At 45.2% G+C, this 19834-nt stretch carries 15 protein-coding genes; all 15 read left to right on the top strand.

Annotated elements, in window-relative coordinates; translation table 11 throughout:
• Position 1 precedes the first annotated feature (1 nt).
• Positions 2 to 1075 carry a glycosyltransferase family 2 protein gene (locus G589_RS0107500; protein WP_242826431.1) on the top strand — a complete coding sequence of 358 codons (1074 nt, stop codon included), beginning with the start codon at positions 2 to 4 and terminating at the stop codon, positions 1073 to 1075.
• 6 nt (positions 1076 to 1081) lie between these two features.
• Positions 1082 to 2830 (top strand): ABC transporter ATP-binding protein, encoded by a 1749-nt coding sequence (locus G589_RS0107495; protein ID WP_022768106.1) that lies wholly within the window; start codon positions 1082 to 1084, stop codon positions 2828 to 2830.
• Positions 2831 to 2845: 15 nt separating this feature from the next.
• Positions 2846 to 3979 carry an acyltransferase gene (locus tag G589_RS0107490; RefSeq protein ID WP_026521671.1) on the top strand — a complete coding sequence of 378 codons (1134 nt, stop codon included), beginning with the start codon at positions 2846 to 2848 and terminating at the stop codon, positions 3977 to 3979.
• Complete coding sequence (locus tag G589_RS0107485) at positions 3976 to 5715, top strand: hypothetical protein (RefSeq protein WP_026521670.1); 1740 nt, start codon at positions 3976 to 3978, stop codon at positions 5713 to 5715. Before G589_RS0107490 ends, G589_RS0107485 begins: the two co-directional genes overlap by 4 nt.
• Positions 5716 to 5726: 11 nt before the next feature.
• Positions 5727 to 6206: a GtrA family protein gene (locus G589_RS0107480; protein ID WP_026521669.1), complete on the top strand. Its 480-nt coding sequence runs from the start codon at positions 5727 to 5729 to the stop codon at positions 6204 to 6206.
• 33 nt (positions 6207 to 6239) lie between these two features.
• A complete protein-coding gene (gene rffA, locus G589_RS0107475; RefSeq protein ID WP_026521668.1) occupies positions 6240 to 7376 on the top strand; it encodes a dTDP-4-amino-4,6-dideoxygalactose transaminase in 1137 nt (378 codons plus the stop codon).
• A 15-nt stretch (positions 7377 to 7391) separates the two neighbouring features.
• Entirely contained in the window at positions 7392 to 9134 is a 1743-nt protein-coding gene (locus G589_RS0107470; RefSeq protein WP_155832510.1) for a hypothetical protein, read from the top strand.
• A gap of 12 nt (positions 9135 to 9146) precedes the next feature.
• The gene (locus tag G589_RS21055) at positions 9147 to 9686 is read left to right on the top strand and encodes a GNAT family N-acetyltransferase (RefSeq protein ID WP_051192242.1); all 540 of its coding nucleotides are present in this window, start codon (positions 9147 to 9149) and stop codon (positions 9684 to 9686) included.
• A 21-nt stretch (positions 9687 to 9707) separates the two neighbouring features.
• Positions 9708 to 10655, top strand: a complete 948-nt coding sequence (locus G589_RS0107460) for a glycosyltransferase family 2 protein (protein ID WP_026521666.1) — start codon at positions 9708 to 9710, stop codon at positions 10653 to 10655.
• Complete coding sequence (locus G589_RS0107455; RefSeq protein ID WP_026521665.1) at positions 10642 to 12285, top strand: DUF6020 family protein; 1644 nt, start codon at positions 10642 to 10644, stop codon at positions 12283 to 12285. Before G589_RS0107460 ends, G589_RS0107455 begins: the two co-directional genes overlap by 14 nt.
• Positions 12286 to 12357: 72 nt before the next feature.
• Positions 12358 to 14991, top strand: a complete 2634-nt coding sequence (locus G589_RS0107450) for an O-antigen ligase family protein (RefSeq protein ID WP_026521664.1) — start codon at positions 12358 to 12360, stop codon at positions 14989 to 14991.
• The gene (locus G589_RS0107445; protein WP_026521663.1) at positions 14988 to 16925 is read left to right on the top strand and encodes a nucleoside-diphosphate sugar epimerase/dehydratase; all 1938 of its coding nucleotides are present in this window, start codon (positions 14988 to 14990) and stop codon (positions 16923 to 16925) included. The genes G589_RS0107450 and G589_RS0107445 overlap by 4 nt, the downstream gene beginning before the upstream one ends.
• Positions 16915 to 18186, top strand: coding sequence for a DegT/DnrJ/EryC1/StrS family aminotransferase (locus tag G589_RS0107440; RefSeq protein ID WP_026521662.1), 1272 nt, complete (start codon positions 16915 to 16917; stop codon positions 18184 to 18186). Before G589_RS0107445 ends, G589_RS0107440 begins: the two co-directional genes overlap by 11 nt.
• Complete coding sequence (locus G589_RS0107435; RefSeq protein ID WP_026521661.1) at positions 18186 to 18830, top strand: sugar transferase; 645 nt, start codon at positions 18186 to 18188, stop codon at positions 18828 to 18830. Before G589_RS0107440 ends, G589_RS0107435 begins: the two co-directional genes overlap by 1 nt.
• Positions 18831 to 18845: 15 nt before the next feature.
• Entirely contained in the window at positions 18846 to 19829 is a 984-nt protein-coding gene (locus G589_RS0107430) for an ATP-grasp domain-containing protein (protein ID WP_026521660.1), read from the top strand.
• The last annotated feature ends 5 nt before the right edge of the window (positions 19830 to 19834 follow it).

The raw sequence follows: 19834 nt of genomic DNA, 5'->3' as shown, positions 1-19834 counted from the left end.
TATGATCAAACTAAGTATTGTCGTACCGGTTTATAATATGGCGGCGGATGGAAAGCTGGAGTACTGCCTGGACAGTCTGGTTAATCAGACCATGGAGCCCGGGAGCTTTGAGATAATCGCTGTAGATGACTGCTCCACGGATAACTCTTTGGAGATCTTAAGGTCCTATCAGGACAGATACCCTGACAGATTTATTGCTATTGCCTCCGACAGGAACCGTCATCAGGGCGGAGCCAAGAACATAGGACTTGCCGGGGCAAAGGGCGAGTGGATCGGCTTTATCGATGCCGATGACTGGGTTGTTCCGGACTACTATGAGAGGCTGATCGGTAAGGCCGAAGAGACCGGCGCCGATATGGTGGGATGTGACTACAACCTGACCCATGAACACAGCTTCAAGGTCGGCGAGATCGTCCACAACAATAACTTTGAACAGACAGGAGTCATGGACAAAGAGAGATACCAGAAGCTCCTTATCGAGACCGGAAGTCTTGTGGTCAAGGTATATAAAAGGGAACTTATCCTGGGGGACTATGAACCCGGAACTAAGGATAAAGTTGATATCTTCCCTGAAGACATCTTCTACGAGGACAATGCGGTCAGCAACACCTGGATGACGAGAGCTAAGCACTTTGAGTACATACAGGAGCCTCTTTATTTTTACTATCAGCACGATTCATCAACGGTCCACAGTATTTCAAAAAAGAACCTCGAGGACCGAATGGTAGCCGGAAGGATGATAGTGTCCGAGGCCAAGGAAAATGGCTACTATGAAGACTATCTTCCGGAGATAGAATTTCAGTACACTGTGTTATTTTATGTCAACACATTGTTCTCAGCCATGCCAAAAAGATACAAAATTAAAGGATGTTATAATTTTTGCAAGGCTCTTGGAAAAGAGATGAAAGAGACCTTTCCGAATTTTCAAAACAACCGTTATTATTTGGAAAAGATACATCCTGAGGAGAGGAAACTCATAGGATTTCAGATGAAGTCCCATTTATTCTTTTATATATACTACAGGCTGCTGTGGTTCTACAGAGATCTCAGAAGCAGTCTGTCAGGAAGGAACTAAAGCTTAATGCGTAAGATTATCAGCAAATTAAAAGTGCTTCTTGATAAGAAGCAAAAGAGACAGATGGTGGGCATAGTAATTCTCATGCTCATCGGTGGCGTCCTGGAGTCTCTGGGCATCGCGATGATAGCACCTGTTATGCAAGTTGTCATTGATCCCCAGAAGGTAGAGGAGAGCAAGATCTTATCAGGCGTCTACAATCTCTTTAATCTAAGCAGTACAACCCAGCTGGCGGCTCTTATAATGGTGGCGCTGATTCTTGTCTTTGTCATCAAGAACGTATTCCTGTATTTCATGAATGTGGTTCAGCTTCGGTTTGTATATACCAATCAGTTCGCAACCTCAAGGCGCATGATGATCAATTTCATGCAGCGTCCTTATGAGTATTATCTAAACGCTGACACAACGGTAATCCAGAGGAACATCACATCAGATGTTAATAACCTCTACGCCTTGATCCTCAGCTGCCTTCAGCTTATCAGTGAGATCATAGTATTTGTCTGCCTGGTAGCTATCCTCCTTAGTCAGGATGCCAGGATGACACTGACAATAGCAACTCTTCTTGTTATCGTGCTCCTTGTCATCAAGTACTTCATCAAGCCCGTAATGGTCAAGGCAGGACAGGATAACCAGGATTACTACAGCGGACTTTACAAGTGGATCTACGAGTCTGTAACAGGAATAAAAGAGATCAAGGTTGCCAATAAAGAGAACTACTTTATCAACGGCTACGCAGACTGCGGAGCAGGCTATGTTAATGCCGTTCAGAAGTACAATCTCTACAACTCAACACCAAGGCTTCTTATCGAAACCATCGCCATCGCAGGAATGGTTGGATATATGCTTGTAGTTATGCTCTCAGGAACCAGCATCACAACGCTCCTTCCTCAGCTCACTGTCCTTGCAGCTGCTGCAGCGCGTCTTTTGCCCAGTGCCAACAGGATCAACAACTACCTGACATCCATCGCATATTTTGAGCCTTTCCTTGACAATGTAAGCGACAATCTCCAGATGGAGATCCACGATGAGTCAATCTCCTACAACAGCGATGACTATCGTGTTAAGACTGCAGTTACCAAGCTCCCTGTGACTAAGACCATCAGGATGGAGGATATCACCTACAAGTATCCCGGAACAGACAAGCTCATCCTGGATAAGGCTACCATGGAGATACCCGTTGGCAAGTCTGTTGGTATCGTTGGAACCTCCGGAGCAGGTAAGACAACAATCGTCGACGTACTTCTTGGACTCCTTGAGCCCGAGAACGGAAGGATCCTGGCTGACGGCGTAGACGTAAACACCAACTATCAGGGATGGCTTAAGAACATAGGCTATATTCCACAGACAATCTTTATGACGGATTCAACCATCAGAAAGAACGTGGCATTTGGCGTTCCCGATGATGAAATAGATGATAACAAGGTCTGGCAGGCACTTAAGGAAGCAGCTCTTGATGAGTTTGTAAAAGAGCTTCCTGAGGGGCTCGACACACAGATAGGCGAAAGGGGTATTCGTCTTTCAGGTGGACAGCGCCAGAGGATCGGTATTGCAAGAGCTCTTTTTGAAGACCCAGAGGTTCTGGTTCTTGATGAAGCCACATCTGCCCTGGATAATGACACCGAGGCAGCCATCATGGATTCCATCAACAGACTTCACGGAAGGAAGACTTTAGTCATTATCGCCCACAGGCTTCAGACCATTGAGAAGTGCGACATGATCTACAGTATTGGAGAGGGTAAGGCCACACTTAAGTAAGGCCTTGGAGGAGTTATGGAAGGTAATTCTTTGTCTGTAAAAAAGAGAAATCCAAGCTTTGAGCTTTTACGAGTCATTGCGATGCTGATGATCCTGACCCTGCATTACAACATACACGCAGAGGTGCTTCTTCAGCTTGGAATTCCTGCTACAGCTGTAAATTTATTTGCAAATATCATGGAGGCCTTTGCGATAACAGGCCTTAATGTCTATGTACTGATAAGCGGATACTTCCTCTCAAAAGGAAAGGTGAAACTCAGCCGTATCATCACTTTGATCTGTCAGGTGTACTTCTACACACTGATCATATCCCTTGTGATGCAGGCTGTAGGGGCATCTTCAGGAGTAAGATATAACTCCATGTACAAGATCGTGGAATACATCTTCCCGATTTCTTCCGAGCATTACTGGTTTGTGACAGCCTATGTGATCATGTACATCCTTGCACCTGTCATGAACGCAGCTGTTGAGAAGCTTTCAAGAAAACAGATGAGGGCAGTGATCTTTCTTCTCCTTACCTGGTTCTGTTTCATAAAGAGTGTGGTTCCGGTTCTTTTCCCTACGGATAAGTTCGGATATGACTACGGATGGTTTATCTGCCTCTATCTCATAGCGGCGTATATACGCAAGTATGATGTGGTTCTTTTCTACAACGCAAGAAACAGCGCCCTGGTATTTGTGATATCCTGTGCGATCATAGCAACCATGAGCATATCTCTTTACTACATAAACTATAACTGGGGCGGATTTGCTCATTTCCAGGAAGTGCCCTTTAACCTGAACTTCTTCTTTACGCTGACAGGTTCCCTGGGACTGTTCTCCTTCTTCAGGTTCTTCAAGATGAGAGAGAATAAGGCCGCCGACGTTGTAAGGTTCCTTGGCCCTCTTACCTTTGGCGTATATCTTCTTCATATGCATGTGGAGATCAGGGACAGATGGGTAGAGTGGATGGAAAGCCTATTGGGAAGCGTTCCGACCTACAGTGTTCCGCTGTTTGCCTGGCATGCGATAAGGTCGATACTCATTGTATTCTTGGCAGGTATTTTTGTGGACTGGATCAGAAAGATGATCTTTGACTATGTGGGAAGAGTCCTTCATGACACCTGGCTTTTTAAACAGGTAAGAAAGCTGGACGAGGAGCTGGATTGAGAAACTTTAGAAGCTATTTCCTTAATTTAAAAAAGTACCAGGCTCCGCTGGAAAAGTACGTATTTCCTGTGATCCTTCTCTTGTATCCGCTTATTGGCCTTAATTTGGGCCTGGATATAACAGACACAACCTACGGCCTTTCCAATTACGAGTTTCTTGGAAGCATAGATCCCATGTGGGCTTTGTCCACATTTCTTAGCAATGTCCTGGGAAGGCTGTTCATGCACCTGCCCTTTGCAGGGACAATGCTTGGAATGAGCGTGTATTGCAGCTTTGTAATAAGTCTGATAGCTCTTTTGCCCTATTATCTTCTGCAGAAGTGGATGCCGGGCTGGATGATCTTCATCGGTGAATTCATCGCAGAGAGCCTGTGCTGGTGCCCCAGGGTTATCATGTACAACTATCTGACTTACCTGTTCTTCACACTGGGAACACTTCTTTTGCTGATTGGAATCTTCGAGTGGAAGAGACAGAACATCTTTCTTGTCCTTGCCGGAGTATGCTTTGGAATGAGCGTAATGGCGCGCTTTCCAAATGTAGTAGAAGCAGCAATGATACTGGTTTTGTGGTTCTACGCATTTATAACTCACGGCAAATTTTTGGAGACTTTGATAAAGACCCTTATCTGTATCGCCGGATACATCGCAGGCCTTTTGATTCCCTTTATCGGAATTGTGGGACTCTATGGCCCCGGTGCTTACTTTGAGATGATAGGAAGCCTTTTTGGAATGACCGAGAAGGCCTCTGACTATACAGCAAGTGGAATGCTAAGTTCCATCATTGACGCGTATTTTAATACCGCCACGGACATGTTTATCATGCTTCCTTGCATAGCTGCCGGAATCATCATGTTCATGCTCCTTCCGGACAGATATGTTCTGGTAAAAAAGATCCTGTACATCGCAGGGCTTTTCGTAGTTGTTAAGTTCTATTTCTCAAGAGGAGTATTTACAAGAAATTATCACTATTATGACAGCGTCTTCCAGGCAGCCATGATGTTTGTTATCATCGCGCTGATCCTGTGCATCATCGGAAGCACGGGAGTTTTAAACGGAAGCAGGCAGGAGCAGACTCTTGCTTTTGCGGCGCTTATGATAATTCTCATAACGCCCCTTGGAAGCAACAATTACACGTTCCCTGTTATCAACAATCTTTTTATCGCTGCGCCGGTGGCACTTTGGCTCATGAGAAGGCTGATGCAGAGAGTGGGACAGGCTCAGTACCATTTCGCCTGGCAGGCCATGATATCAATGGTCATCACGGTACTGATCATTCAGGGTATCATCTTCCATTTCAGCTTTGCTTTTATGGATGCTGTGGATGGAAGTAAGAGAGATGCCTACTGCAGCATTCCGAAGGTTTCGGGGATGAAGACAACTAAAGAGAATGCAGCTACTTTGGATGAGCTGTATGCTGCGCTCAAGGATGAAGGTCTTTTACAGGACAAGGTCCTTCTATTTGGCGGAGTTCCGGGACTTTCATACATCCTGGATATGGAGCCTGCTATCGATACCGTATGGCCGGATCTTGACAGCTATTCGACATCCAAGTTTGACGATCAGCTTATGGAGCTTAGTACATCCGGGGATACACCTGCGGTTATCCTGGGAAAAGACCTTGCTGAGTATGCCAATATAGATGAGAAATATGACATTTTGATGGACTATATTGTTAATCACGATTATAATAAGGTCTTTGAGAATGATAGATTTATTGTTTTTAGCAGTAACAAATAGGAGTTATGAAAATGGAATCAAATGAAACACCAAAGAAAGATATTTTTGACAGGATCATGTCACTGCCGGTTCTGAATATATTCGAACCTTTTTACAAGAAATATAAGGAAGGTCTTCTGTACCTGTTCTTCGGAGGACTCACATTCTTCCTCAGCATCTTCCTGTTCTGGTTTATGGGTGAGGGCGTAATGCACCTCAATCCAATCGTAAATAACACTATCGACTGGGTTATTTGCGTGGCTTTTCAGTTTTTTACAAACAGAACATGGGTATTTGACGGAAAAGTTGATAACAAAAAGGACTTCCTCAAGCAGGCCGGATCCTTTACCGCCGGAAGACTGTTTACGCTTGTAGTTGAAGATGGCCTGATCTTTATCTTCGTTACACTGATGAAGTTCCCGGAGATGCCTGTAAAACTTGGAGCAACCTTTATTGTAATAGTACTTAATTACATCATCAGCAAGCTTATCGTGTTTAAGAAAAAAGACTGACCGGTAGAGGTTCCGGCCTTGGAGGAATAATTTATGCGTATTAATTTCAATGTACCACCCTACACAGGTAAAGAGTTTGACTACATAAAAGAGTGTGTGGAGAACCAGAAGATCTGCGGAGATGGCCCATACACAGCAAAAGACAACGAGTGGATCGAGAAAAAGACAGGAGTAACAAAAGCGCTTCTTACAACCTCCTGCACTCACGCTACTGAGATGGCAGCAATCCTGGCAGACATCAAAGAGGGTGATGAAGTCATCATGCCTTCCTACACCTTCGTTTCAACTGCCAATGCTTTTGTTCTCAGAGGGGCCAAGGTTATCTTTGTCGACATCAGACCTGACACCATGAACATTGATGAAACAAAAATCGAGCAGGCGATCACATCAAAGACAAGAGCCATCGTTCCTGTGCACTACGCAGGAGTAGGCTGTGAGATGGACACCATCATGGACATTGCAAAGAGGCACAATCTCTTTGTTATCGAGGATGCTGCCCAGGGCGTTATGGCAACCTACAAGGGCAAGGCTCTCGGTGCCATCGGAGATTTCGGTAACTACAGCTTCCACGAGACCAAGAACTACAGCATGGGCGAGGGCGGAGCACTTCTTCTTCGCGATGAGACCTATGTTGATAACGCCATCATCATCAGAGAAAAGGGAACCAACAGAACCCTTTATAAGCTTGGCAAGGTTGATAAGTACAGTTGGATCATGCCCGGTTCATCCTATCTTCCAAGTGACATGAACGCAGCTTACCTCTATGCTCAGCTGCAGATGGCAGATGAGATCAATGCCGACAGATTAAATCACTACAACAGATATTACGAGGCACTTAAGCCTCTTGAGGAGAAGGGCCTTATCGAACTGCCTTACGTTCCAAAAGAGTGCGTTCACAATGCCCACATGTTCTACATTAAATGTAAGGACTTCGAGGAGAGAAAGGGGCTTATCGATTACCTCTTGAGCAACGATATCCTTCCTGCTTCTCACTACGTACCGCTCCATTCAGCCAAGGCAGGACTTATCTACAGTGAATTCAGGGGAGAGGATAAGTACACTACTAAGGAGAGTGAGAGACTTCTGCGTCTTCCTATGTACTACAAGCTGACCGACGAGGATCTGGACGAGGTAGTTACAAGGGTTAAGGAGTACTACAAATTTACGTAAGACGGAGCTCTTTGTATGAAAAAAGCACATCAGGGTATGAACTTCATAGTACCTGCGTTATTAACGCTGGGGGTTTTTGTGATTGTTTCTTGTTTTGGGGACTTTTACTTTGACCTCAATGATGATGTGCTCATGAAAGATATATTGTCTGGAGCCTACACCGGGATTCCAGCCGGACACAACATTCAGATGCTGTATCCCATCAGCGCCTTGATTGCCCTTATCTACAGGGTATTCAGGGGCCTTGATGTGTATGGCATCTTTTTATGTGCGCTTCAATTCCTTTGCGTGTATATCGTGTCTGAACGAGCTTTTTCGGCTTTCGAAGACAAGATTTCCAAGGTTATAACCGGCCTTTGCATTTTCCTGTTTATGCTGGGAACCATCGGCTCACACTTTGCTTTCGTCCAGTACACCTTTACTGTAGGCTTTATGTCCGCAACTGCAGCGTTCCTTATCATGACACATGAGGGAGATGGTAAAAGAGATCACGTACTGGCGGTAGTTCTTATAACACTTGCATACCTTATAAGGTCGGAGATGCTTCTTTTGACCCTTCCTATTGTGGGCGTGGCAATTTTTGCCAGATGGCTCATGCAAAAAGACCTTTTCAAAAAGTATTTAAAGCTCTTTGTTTTCATAGTCGCTGGAATTGCTGTTTCAATGCTGCTCCACAAGATAGGCTATTCTTCATCTGAGTGGAAGGAGTTCAATAACCTCTTTGACGCAAGAACAGAGCTCTACGACTTCCAGTACATACCGGATTATGCAGAGAACAAGGAGTTCTTCGACAGCATCGGACTATCAGAAGCTGAACAGCAGCTTCTTGTGAACTACAACTACGGAATAGATGATGAGATAAATGCGGATACTCTGTGGGCTGTGGCAGCTTACGCTTCAGGGCAAAAGACAGATGAGACTCCCTTTATGGAGAACCTTAAGGCCAGCACAGTCTCTTACCTTTACAGACTAAGACATATAACTTATCAAAAGAGCTATGAATATCCCATGACGGATGCACCCTGGAATATAATAGCATTGGTGCTTTATTTAACAGCGCTTGTTATTTATTGCCTTGCGCCGGACAAAAAGCTTTGTGGCATGTTCTCGGTGCTTCTTCTGTTTGCCTGCAGAACCACGCTTTGGCTTTACATAATAATGAGGGGAAGAGACCCGATCAGGATCACACATCCGCTCTACCTTATGGAGATATTTGTTCTCCTTGGCATGATCCTCATGGAGAGCAAAAATAACAAACGATATGCTTATATTCCGCTTGTGGCAGTCTCAATCATATCGCTAACATTTATCCCTAACCAGATTGGAGTTATAAAGGATGAGATGGCTGAGAGGGATGTGATGAGAGCTCACTATGATGCGCTCTATGACTACTTTGCACAGCACAAGGATTCCTTCTATTTCTGCGATGTCTACACTTCGGTCAAAGCCACAGATGAAGGTGAGAGAACCTTCTCGGAGAAGATGTTTGACCGCGTGGATAACAGCCTTGCAAACCACGATCTCATGGGAGGCTGGGCGTCAAAGAGTCCTCTTTACTACGACAAGATAAGCGCCTTTGGATTTGCCTCCATGCATGATGCCATCTTGAGCGATGGCGTTTATGTAATAACTAAAGAATCTTCAGGAATTGACTGGCTCTCTGACTATTATCTGGATAAGGGAGTTGAGACAGAGCTGGAGAAGATAGATACAGTGGCAGATGTGTTCTATGTGTATAAGGTAACATCCGCAGACTGATTGGAGAAATGCATGAAAGACTATGAATTTGTAAAAAAGGGAAATCTGGTGAGCCTTCGCCTGTCAGACGAAGATGATATCCCCATGATCGTGGAGTGGCGTAATAAGGACAGAGTCCGTATGAACCACGTATATCGTGAGGACTTTACTGTAGGCGGCCAGAAGGCCTGGAAAGAAAAGAATATAGATACCGGAAAAGCTGTTCAGTTCATCATCTGTGAAAACAGGCCGGACAGAAGAATTCCAAGACCCGTTGGCGTCGTTCATTTCCACGGAATTGATAAGGCTAAAGGCGAGGCTGAATACGGAATCTACATCGGTGAAGAAGATGCCCTTGGAAAGGGCTATGCCAAAGAATCAGCAGTACTTGCCCTTGAATATGCAAAAGAGACTTTGGGACTTAAGAAGGCAGTCCTTCGGGCTTTTGCCTCAAACATCGCGGCCATAAGGAGCTACAATCATGCGGGCTTTGTAAAAACCGCGGATGTTCCCGATGTATTGTGCAGTGATGGTCAAAAAGATGATATGATAATAATGGAAAAGAGTTTATAGATGGGAGAGGAAGCAAAATCAATGCCTAAGAAACTAATCAGTTTTTGCATTCCATGCTACAGATCAGAACAGACCCTTGAGGGAGTTATCACAGAAATTGAAGAGACCATGAAGAAGATGGCCTCTTATTCCTATGAGATAATCCTGGTAAACGACGGTTCACCGGATAACACCTGGGGCAAGATCCGTGAGCTTGCAGATAAAAGTGAGCTTAAAAACATACTTGGCATAAATCTTGCCAAGAACTTCGGTCAGCATGCAGCCATTATGGCAGCTTTAAATGCTACTGCCGGAGACTACATTGTCTGCCTTGACGACGACGGACAGACTCCTGCAGATGAAGTGGATAAGCTTATAGCAGCCCTTGAAGGAGGCGCAGATGTTGCCTATGCAAGATACAGCCACAAGCAGCACAACCTCTTCAGGAACTTCGGTACCGCCATGAATGAGTGGATGGCTTCTGTCATGCTCGGTAAGCCAAAAGACCTCTATGTGTCCAGTTACTTTGCTGTAAAGCGTTTTGTTGTCAATGAGATGGTCAAGTACGAGAGCTCATACCCTTACGTAATAGGTCTTGTCCTTCGCACCACCAGAAATATCGTAAATGTAGATGTCACCCACAGAAGAAGGGAAGTCGGCCAGAGCGGATATACACTGGGTAAGCTCTTTGCTCTCTGGATCAACGGCTTTACTGCCTTTAGCATAAAGCCCCTCAGGATCGCCACCGTGACCGGAGCTATATTTGCCATACTGGGCTTTATTTACGGAATTTACACCGTTATCAAGAAGTTTGTCCTGCCGGATGTGCAGATCGGATTCTCGGCTCTCATGAGCGCAGTAGTGTTCATGGGCGGTGCTATTATGCTGATGCTGGGAATGATAGGAGAGTACCTCGGCAGACTCTATATATCACAGAATAAGAATCCGCAGTTCGTTATCAGGGAGACTACCCGCGATGAAACCAGATAAGGATGCAAAAATGGCCTGGCTTATGTCAGGCTTGTTTGGCGTTTTAGCAAGTGTTTTTTTAATATTCGGATATCAGCTAGAAAGCGCAGATGCCATTAATCTAAGTGACAAAAATGCTCTGTCGATCCTATTGATGTTCATTCTGATCTTCACTATCGACACAAGGTATGTGTGGAGAAACTACGACAGCGCACTCAACGGTGGCAAGCTCTTTGGCTTTATCACCCTTCCCAAGGGCACAGGAGATGTGGAAGTCACAAGAAAAGATTTTCTTTTCAATTACCTGTCCATGATAGCCTTAAGTATTCCTGTTATGCTGGCAGAATTTCCGGGATTTTTTGTTTACGACGCTCAGGATGAGCTTAACGAGGTGCTCACAAGGTCTTTTACCACCCATCATCCGCTGCTCCATGTCCTGTTACTTGGCGGAGTTATAGCTCTGTTCCACAAGATTTCAGGCTCCTGGAATGTGGGAATCTTCGCTTACATATTCCTGCAGATGCTGGTGATAACAGCTATTTTTGCCTATGTGGTTACTTACCTTCAAAAGCGCGGAATCGGCAAGAAATCAAGAATACTCTGGGTTTTGTACTATGGACTGTTCCCGACAATAGTCATGTACACGCTCTGTTCCTGTAAGGACGGCCTGTTTTCGGCGCTGCTCCTTCTGCTGACAGTATTTCTGATTCAGCTTGTAAGCAGCCCTGATGCCTTTTTATCTGACAAAAAGAAGATAGCAGCTTTTGTTCTGACAGCGGTATTCATGCCCATGTTCAGGCACAACGGCTTTTATGCATATCTGGTATTTATACCCTTTGCTCTTATCTATTTCAGAAAGAGCTTAAAACCCATGCTCATCGGTATGCTTGTGGCACCGGTAGTTCTCTATCTGGCATTCTCAGGGCTTTTGTCCGCAGTATGCCACACTGAAGGGACACACCACCAGGAGATGCTTACAGTACCGATCATGCAGCTGGCAAGAGTTTATGCCTATGAAGGCGATAGTCTCTCAGCTCAGGAAAAAGAGCTTATAGAGAGCTACATACCAAAGAATAACCTGGACAAATACATACCCAGAGTTTCAGACCTTGTGAAGGTTGGCTTTAACAACGAGCTCTACGAGCAGAACAGCGCAGACTTCTGGAACGTGTGGAAAGCGCAGCTACAAAAGCACCCTATAGCCTACGTCAATGCCTGGCTCCTTACTTCCTATGGTTACTGGTATCCGCCGGCAATCATAAATGTCTACAAGGGAAATTCAGTTTACTCATTTACCTACGAGGACAGCTCTTACTTTGGCTACGAGGTAGAGCCCCCGGGAGAGAGAAAGAGCCTTATCCCAGCCATTGATAAGCTCTACAGGTATCTGTCCATCGGCTCATTCCAGCAGGATGCACCGGTGCTTCACTTGTTCTTTGGCCCGGGATTATATGTGTTCATCTATATGTTCGTATTCGCTTACAGGCTCTACAAAAAGAGATTTGGAAATATATTGCCGTTTATGCCCATGGTACTTACTTTCTGTACAGTGCTCCTTGGGCCTACATATCTTGTCAGGTATGTCCTGTACCTGTGGCTGTGCATGCCACTTTTAGTGGTGACTGCAAAGGCCGATAAAGAGGCGCAGTAAGTCGTTTGATTAAGCCCTATTTGTGTGATATCATACTATGATGCACAATTTTGCGCCGGAAAAGGTTTTAATATGAGAAAAGTAATCAGTAAAAGCAGAGCAATAAAGATTGTTACGCTTATTTTTGCGTTGATCGGAATACTACTAATCTTCCCCATAAGAGTCTTTACCCAGACTCTTGAAACTTCAGGTGGCGGAACCATCGTCTCTGAATCAGAGGGAATAAATTATGAGCACAACAAGATATACCAGAGCTTTATAGCCCAGTATGACAGATTAAGTTCAGTTGATGTCTATGTTACAAACGTTGATAAGGGAAGATACATAACATCATATCTGTGTGATGAGAACGGAGTAATCCTGCTTTCGGCTTACACCGATACTCAAGAGTTTACAATTCCCGGATATGTCAGGATTCCCATGGAGATCAACGTGGAGGTTGGTAAAGAGTATTCGTTAAGGCTTGCGGACTGCAGATCCAAGTACTTTGTGGCATTTGAGGACATACCTGCTGATTCCGCCTATGTCGGCGATCTGACTTGGGACTATGCCAAGGTCGAAGGAATGCATCTGGCAGCTAAGTATAATTACAGACTGCCGCTTTCAAAGGGCGTTTCTCTTGGAATAATACTTGGAATAGCACTCTTTGCTGCAGCCGTTTATTTTGGCTCGGATTTCTATTACAAAAAGAATCCTGAGAAAGACAGCCTTCTTACCGTTGAGAAGGTGCTGGCCTGCTCGGCAAACCCTGTGGCAGCGCTCATTTTCGGTGCACTCATGATAATGGTATTCCCCCTGAAGGTATTTGATAGCAGGGCTATCGACATTGTCTTTTACGAGATAGGTCTTATCATTGCTGCGGCGATAGTATTCTATGCTATAAACCACAAGGTCATCATTCACGAGGAGGGTATTTCCTTCTGGCAGAGCCTCAAGAACGAACACAGACTTCAGTATGTCCTTATCATGTTCTCCATGGCCATGGCTCTCTGGTATGCATCGGCATACATGAATGACCTGTATGACATTTATCATTATATTTCCGAGAGAAGGATGAGCATCTGGCTTCTTATTATGCTCCTGTTTACCTTCTCCCTTAAGGAGTTCTTCAATCTCTACAACTTCGTATGGATACTGGGCTCCTCTATATTTGGCGTGCACTATTACAACCTGCACAAACTCGCCCCTGATGAGAAGGAGTACGACCTTCACAATGCCGTCTTAAAGTATGGCATCATAATCGTGGTCCTTGGCGGAGTATTGGTCCTCAACCTTATAAGACTGATAATACTTAAGGCCAGAGAGATCAGGTACGGTGCAGAGCACAGTAAAAGACAGGTTGTCGTTCCTACATTCTTTGGAATAGTTTTGGGAGTGCTCCTTATCTCCATGGCGGTTTTGAATAATACAAGGATGTGGCCTATATATCTGGCTGTCTTTGCATTCTTCCTCTTTGTGAGGTTTGCTATCTGGGATAAGAGAGGTGACTTCTACAAGATATTATCCGGTGGATTTATGATGAACTTTGCCATTTCACTGGCCTTTAGTTATCTTCACAGATATTTCCCGGGATATGTCAGCGGAAGATTTGCATTCATATTCCACACAGTTACCGTAACTGCTGAGTATCTCACTTTCATGGGAGCTACTGCCACGGTAATGCTGATCGTCAAGATCATCTCACTTCCAAATGATGCTAAGTTAAAAGACATTGCAGTCATTGCCTGGAAGGAGATCACACTCTTTGGCTTTATCATGTCCTATGCGATATTTACCGTATCAAGAACAGCTTATCTTGCAATAGCTGTGAGCACTATCCTTGTGATCTGCGTGGTTATTTCCTACCACAAAAAGCAGCTTCTCAGGATACTGGGAGTCCTCATCCTGTCAGTGATACTGGCTTTCCCTGCTGCGTTTACACTGCAGAGGATCCTTCCGACCATCGCTGCTGACCCGGTATTTTACCCAATTGATGATGCGGATGAGTTCATAAGAGGCGGCGCACATTGGGACAGCACCAACTTTATGTGTGTTGAGAGATTTGTAAATCTCTTTGAGAATAAGATTCTTGGAATGGATGTAGGCGTGTATGCGTACCCTATGGATCCATATAACTATAAGGATGGCGGCAAGGGAGAGCCTCTCTATGACTACTACGGAAGGCCTTATGACGAGAGCCCGGATAACCCTGCAAACCAGGAATCCGGCATGATAGATCCGCCTGAAACAGACGCACTGCTTGCATCAAGTATGATGACGAGAGCAGAGATAATAATGCTCCTTGATGAGCTTGAAGGATATGTCGATACCGATAACATCCTCGACGTTATTTCAAACGGACGTATCTCCATAGCAAAGTCCTACCTTCAGCAGCTCAACATGTGGGGACATGAGGAGATGGGTGCGACCCTTTCAAACGGAGAGATCGCTGTTCATGCCCACAATACTTATCTTCAGGTTGCGTATGACCATGGTATTCCGGTAGGAATTCTTTTCCTGTTTACCATTATCGTGGCCCTTGCTTCAAGCATCAGATATTTTAGTAAGAACAGGAAAACAGAGCCTTTGTCTCTTATCACCTGCGCAGTGATCATCGGATTTATGGTTGCAGGTGTTTCAGAGTGGGTATTCCAGTACTGCAATCCAATGACGGTGGCTTTAATGATCGCGCTTACACCGATTACCTTTAAGGCAAAAGAGATATGAACAAGAAAAAAGAACCATTTAACTATGCAAAACTTTATAGAAGAGTAGGGCTTATCATCTACGATATACTCAGTGTGATAATGGCCAGCTACGTCTCACTCCTTATGAGATATGAGTTCAAGTTCTCTGAGATACCGGAGCACTTCCTGACTCCCGTGACCACGTTCCTGCCCATAAACATTCTGATCACACTGCTTATTTTCTACCTGTTTAAGATGTATGACAGCCTTTGGGCTTATGCAGGCGAGAGGGAGATGCAGAACCTGGTAATGGCCTGCACGATCTCGGGTGTTATAAATGCTATCGGACTTCAGTTCTTTAAGTCGGATAAACAGCCGGTTCCACAGAGCTGCTACTTCCTTTACACCTTCCTTCTCATCACCATTATCTTCGCGAGCAGGTTCTCCTACAGGTTCCTTCGAAGCAGGAAGCACATGGCTGAGAACCGCAACAACTCCAAGGCTGTAATGATAATCGGCGCAGGAGAAGCTGCCAACATAATCATCAAGGACATCCTTACCAGCAACTACTCCACCATGTCCATCAAATGTATCATTGATGATGACACCAACAAGTGGGGCAAATACATCCAGGGAATCCGCGTAGTAGGCGGAAGAGAGAAAATCGAGGAGTGCGCAGATCTCTACGATATCGACGAGATCATTGTTGCTATCCCTTCGGTTTCAAGGGCAGAGCTTAAAAAGATCCTTGATATCTGTAAGAACACAAACTGTAAGCTGAGATCCCTTCCGGGAATGTATCAGCTTGTAAACGGCGAAGTTAACGTATCCCGTCTTCGTGATGTAGAGGTAGAGGACCTTCTTGGAAGAGATCCTATCTCAGTAGATATAGATTCCATCGCAGGCTATGTTAAGGGCAAGGTTGTACTGGTAACAGGAGGCGGCGGATCCATCGGTTCCGAGCTCTGCAGACAGATAGCAGGCCACAACCCGAAGACACTTATCATCGTTGATATTTATGAGAACAACGCTTACGAGATCCAGCAGGAGCTTAAATATAAATATCCCGATATGAACCTTGTGGTCCTTATCGCTTCAGTTCGTAACACCTTGAGGATCAACAGGATCTTTGAGAAATATAAACCTGACATCGTATATCATGCAGCAGCTCACAAGCACGTTCCTCTCATGGAGGACAGCCCGAATGAGGCCATCAAGAACAACGTCTTCGGAACCTGGAAGACAGCTATGGCTGCAGCAAGTAACGGTTGTAAGAAGTTTGTAATGATCTCCACAGACAAGGCAGTTAACCCCACCAACATCATGGGTGCCAGCAAGAGAATCTGTGAGATGATCGTTCAGACCTTCAACAAGCACTATGATACAGAGTTCGTTGCAGTAAGATTTGGTAACGTACTTGGTTCAAACGGTTCGGTTATTCCGCTCTTTAAGAAGCAGATCGCAGCCGGAGGCCCTGTTACTGTAACAGACCCTAACATCATCAGATACTTCATGACCATATCCGAGGCAGTTTCACTGGTGCTTCAGGCCGGTGCCTTTGCAAAGGGCGGAGAGATCTTCGTTCTTGATATGGGAGAACCCGTCAAGATCCTTGACCTTGCAGAGAACCTTATAAAGCTCTCGGGCTACAAGGTTGGAGAGGATATAAGGATTGAATTTACAGGCCTTCGTCCCGGTGAGAAGCTCTACGAGGAGATGCTCATGGACGAGGAGGGACTTCAGGATACAGCCAACAAGATGATCCACATCGGAAAGCCCATCGAGATGGACGAGATGAGGTTCTTCTCACAGCTTGAGAAGCTCAATCAGGCTGCAAGAGAAGAATCTCCTGAGATAAGAGATCTGGTTAAAGAGATCGTTGAGACCTATCATCCTGACGTACACAGATACACAATGACAAGAGAGAGAAAAGAGGCCCTTCAAAAGACCACGGAGGAGATCAATGGAACTTAAACCCTTTGAAAAAAAGCTTTATCTTGCATCTCCCACAACTCACGGAGATGAAATGAAATATGTTCAGGAAGCTTATGATACAAACTGGCTTTCTACAGTAGGTGCCAATATCAACGCAGTTGAAGAGATGATTGCTGAGAAGATCGGCTGCAGATGTGCAGTAGGCCTTGCTACGGGAACAGCAGCTCTTCACCTTGCAATAAGACTTACAGGTGAGAAACTCTACGGACAGCCCAAGGTAGGCCACGGAGTGCTTGAAGGCAAAAAGGTCTTTTGCTCAGACATGACCTTCGATGCAACCGTCAATCCTGTAGCCTATGAGGGTGGAGAAGCAGTGTTTATCGACACTGAGTACGACACCTGGAACATGGACCCTCTGGCTCTTGAAAAGGCATTTGAAATCTATCCCGACGTAAAGATGGTTGTGATTGCTCATCTCTACGGAACTCCGGGTAAGATAGATGAAATAAGAAAGATCTGCGACGCTCACGGTGCTCTTATCGTTGAGGATGCAGCCGAGTCCTTCGGTGCAACCTACAAGGGTAAGCAGACAGGAATTTTTGGTGATGTAGGTGTTATCTCTTTTAACGGAAACAAGATCATCACCGGAACTGCAGGAGGAATGCTCCTTACAGAGAGCGAAGAAGACGCCAACAGAATAAGAAAGTGGTCGACTCAGGCAAGGGAGGATGCTCCCTGGTATCAGCATGAGGAGCTTGGTTACAACTACAGAATGAGTAACCTCATCGCAGGGCTTATCAGAGGCCAGATTCCTCACCTCGAGGAGCATATTGCTCAGAAGAAGGCCATTTACGAGAGATATAAAGAGGGATTCAAGGACCTTCCTGTTGTTATGAATCCTTTTGATGCATCCGCATCAGAGCCCAATTTCTGGCTCTCATGCCTGCTTATAGACAGAGATGCCATGTGCAAACAGGTAAGGGGCGAAAGAGATGTTCTCTATGTGACAGAGTCAGGCAAGAGCTGTCCTACAGAGATCCTTGAGACCATTGCCAAGTACAACGCAGAGGGAAGACCTATCTGGAAACCGATGCACATGCAGCCCATTTACCGCATGAACGGCTTTATTACAAGACAAGGCAGCGGTAGAGCAAGAAGTAATGCCTATATCGATGAGGGCACAGTTCTTGATGTCGGAATGGATATCTTTGAGAGAGGCCTTTGCCTTCCAAGTGACAACAAGATGACTCCCGAACAGCAGGATGTCATCATTGAGATAGTAAAGAGGTGTTTCGCATAATGTATAAACACTTTTTTAAGCGTTTATTGGACATCTTAATATCATTGGTGATACTTGTACTGTTTTGCTGGCTCTACATAATCCTTGCGATCCTGGTAAGGGTTAAACTCGGAAGCCCGGTCCTGTTTAAACAGCCACGTCCCGGCAAAGACGAAAAGATTTTTAACATGTACAAGTTCAGGACCATGACTGACGAGAAGGATGCAAGCGGAAAGCTTCTTCCTGACAAGGACAGGCTTACAAAGTTTGGTAAGCTCCTCAGAAAGACCAGTCTTGATGAGCTGCCGGAGCTGTTTTGTATACTTAAGGGCGATATGAGCTTTATAGGTCCAAGGCCGCTTCTTGTGGAGTATCTGCCCTATTATACAGAGAGGGAGAAGCTCCGACACACAGTAAGGCCGGGACTTACGGGACTTGCACAGGCCAGCGGCAGAAATACCGTGGACTGGGACACCAGGTTTGAAATGGATGCTACTTACGTTGAGAACCTGAGTTTCTTAATGGATCTGAAGGTCATCGCAATGACTTTTAAGACGGTGTTTGGACACTTCGAGCAGGTGGCTGAGGATACAAACGCAACGGAAGGAAACTTTGCCCAGATAAGAAAAGAGAGGCTTGAAAAGACAGGTAAACTGGAAAAATGATCAAGGAGGCTGAATATGGGAACAAACATTTTAATTCTTAGTGCAGGAACAAGAAATAAGGTTGTTCAGTATTTTAAGCGTGAGATGGCAGGCAGGGTCATTGCAACCGACTGCTCCAACTTGGGGCCAGCTATTTATGATGCGGACAAGGCCTACATCGTCCCAAGGATTGACGATCCCGCCTACCTTGACGAGGTCCTTAAGATCTGCAAAAAGGAAGAGATAAAGGGAGTATTAAGTCTTATAGACCCTGAGCTTTCTCTTCTTGCCAAGAATGCAGATAGATTTCTGGAGATCGGCACCACACCTATCGTATCCTCCTATGAGCTGTGCGAGACCAGCCTTGATAAGTTCAGGATGTACGATATGCTCCAGAAGCTTGGAATCCCCACAGCAAGATGCTTTGCATCCATCGAATCCTTTGAGGCATCAAGGGCAGACGGAGAGATTGACTATCCGATCTTTGTTAAACCTCAGAAGGGAAGCGCATCGCTTAACATTAACGAAGTAAGGTCAAAAGAGATGCTGACAGCTCTTTTCCATGATTATGACGGCCTTATGATCCAGGAATACATGAAGGGGCAGGAGTACGGCGCAGATGTTTACATCGATATGATAACCGGCATGTGCACATCCATCTTCCTGAAAAAGAAGATCAAGATGAGAGCCGGCGAGACAGACAAGTCCGTGTCCTGCAAGTGCGACACACTCTTTATGAAACTGGCCAATTTCGTGGAGGCAGTGGGATATCGCGGAATGATCGATATCGACCTGTTCTACGATGAAGATAATGACACCTGGTACCTGTCCGAGGTTAACCCAAGGTTTGGCGGAGGATATCCACACGCCTACGAGTGCGGCGTCAACTTCCCAAGACAGATCATAAATAACCTTGAAGGCAAGGAGAACCTTGTAAACATAGGTGATTACAGGGACGGCGTCTTCATGATGAAGTACAACGAATTGATGGTAGAGCCTGAGGACAGGCTTGCACGATAAAACAG

This window comes from Butyrivibrio sp. VCB2001 (genome assembly GCF_000423965.1).
Classification (GTDB): domain Bacteria; phylum Bacillota; class Clostridia; order Lachnospirales; family Lachnospiraceae; genus Butyrivibrio.
The sequence above is the reverse complement of the archived record's forward strand: the minus strand, read 5'-3'. Positions and strand labels throughout refer to the sequence as shown.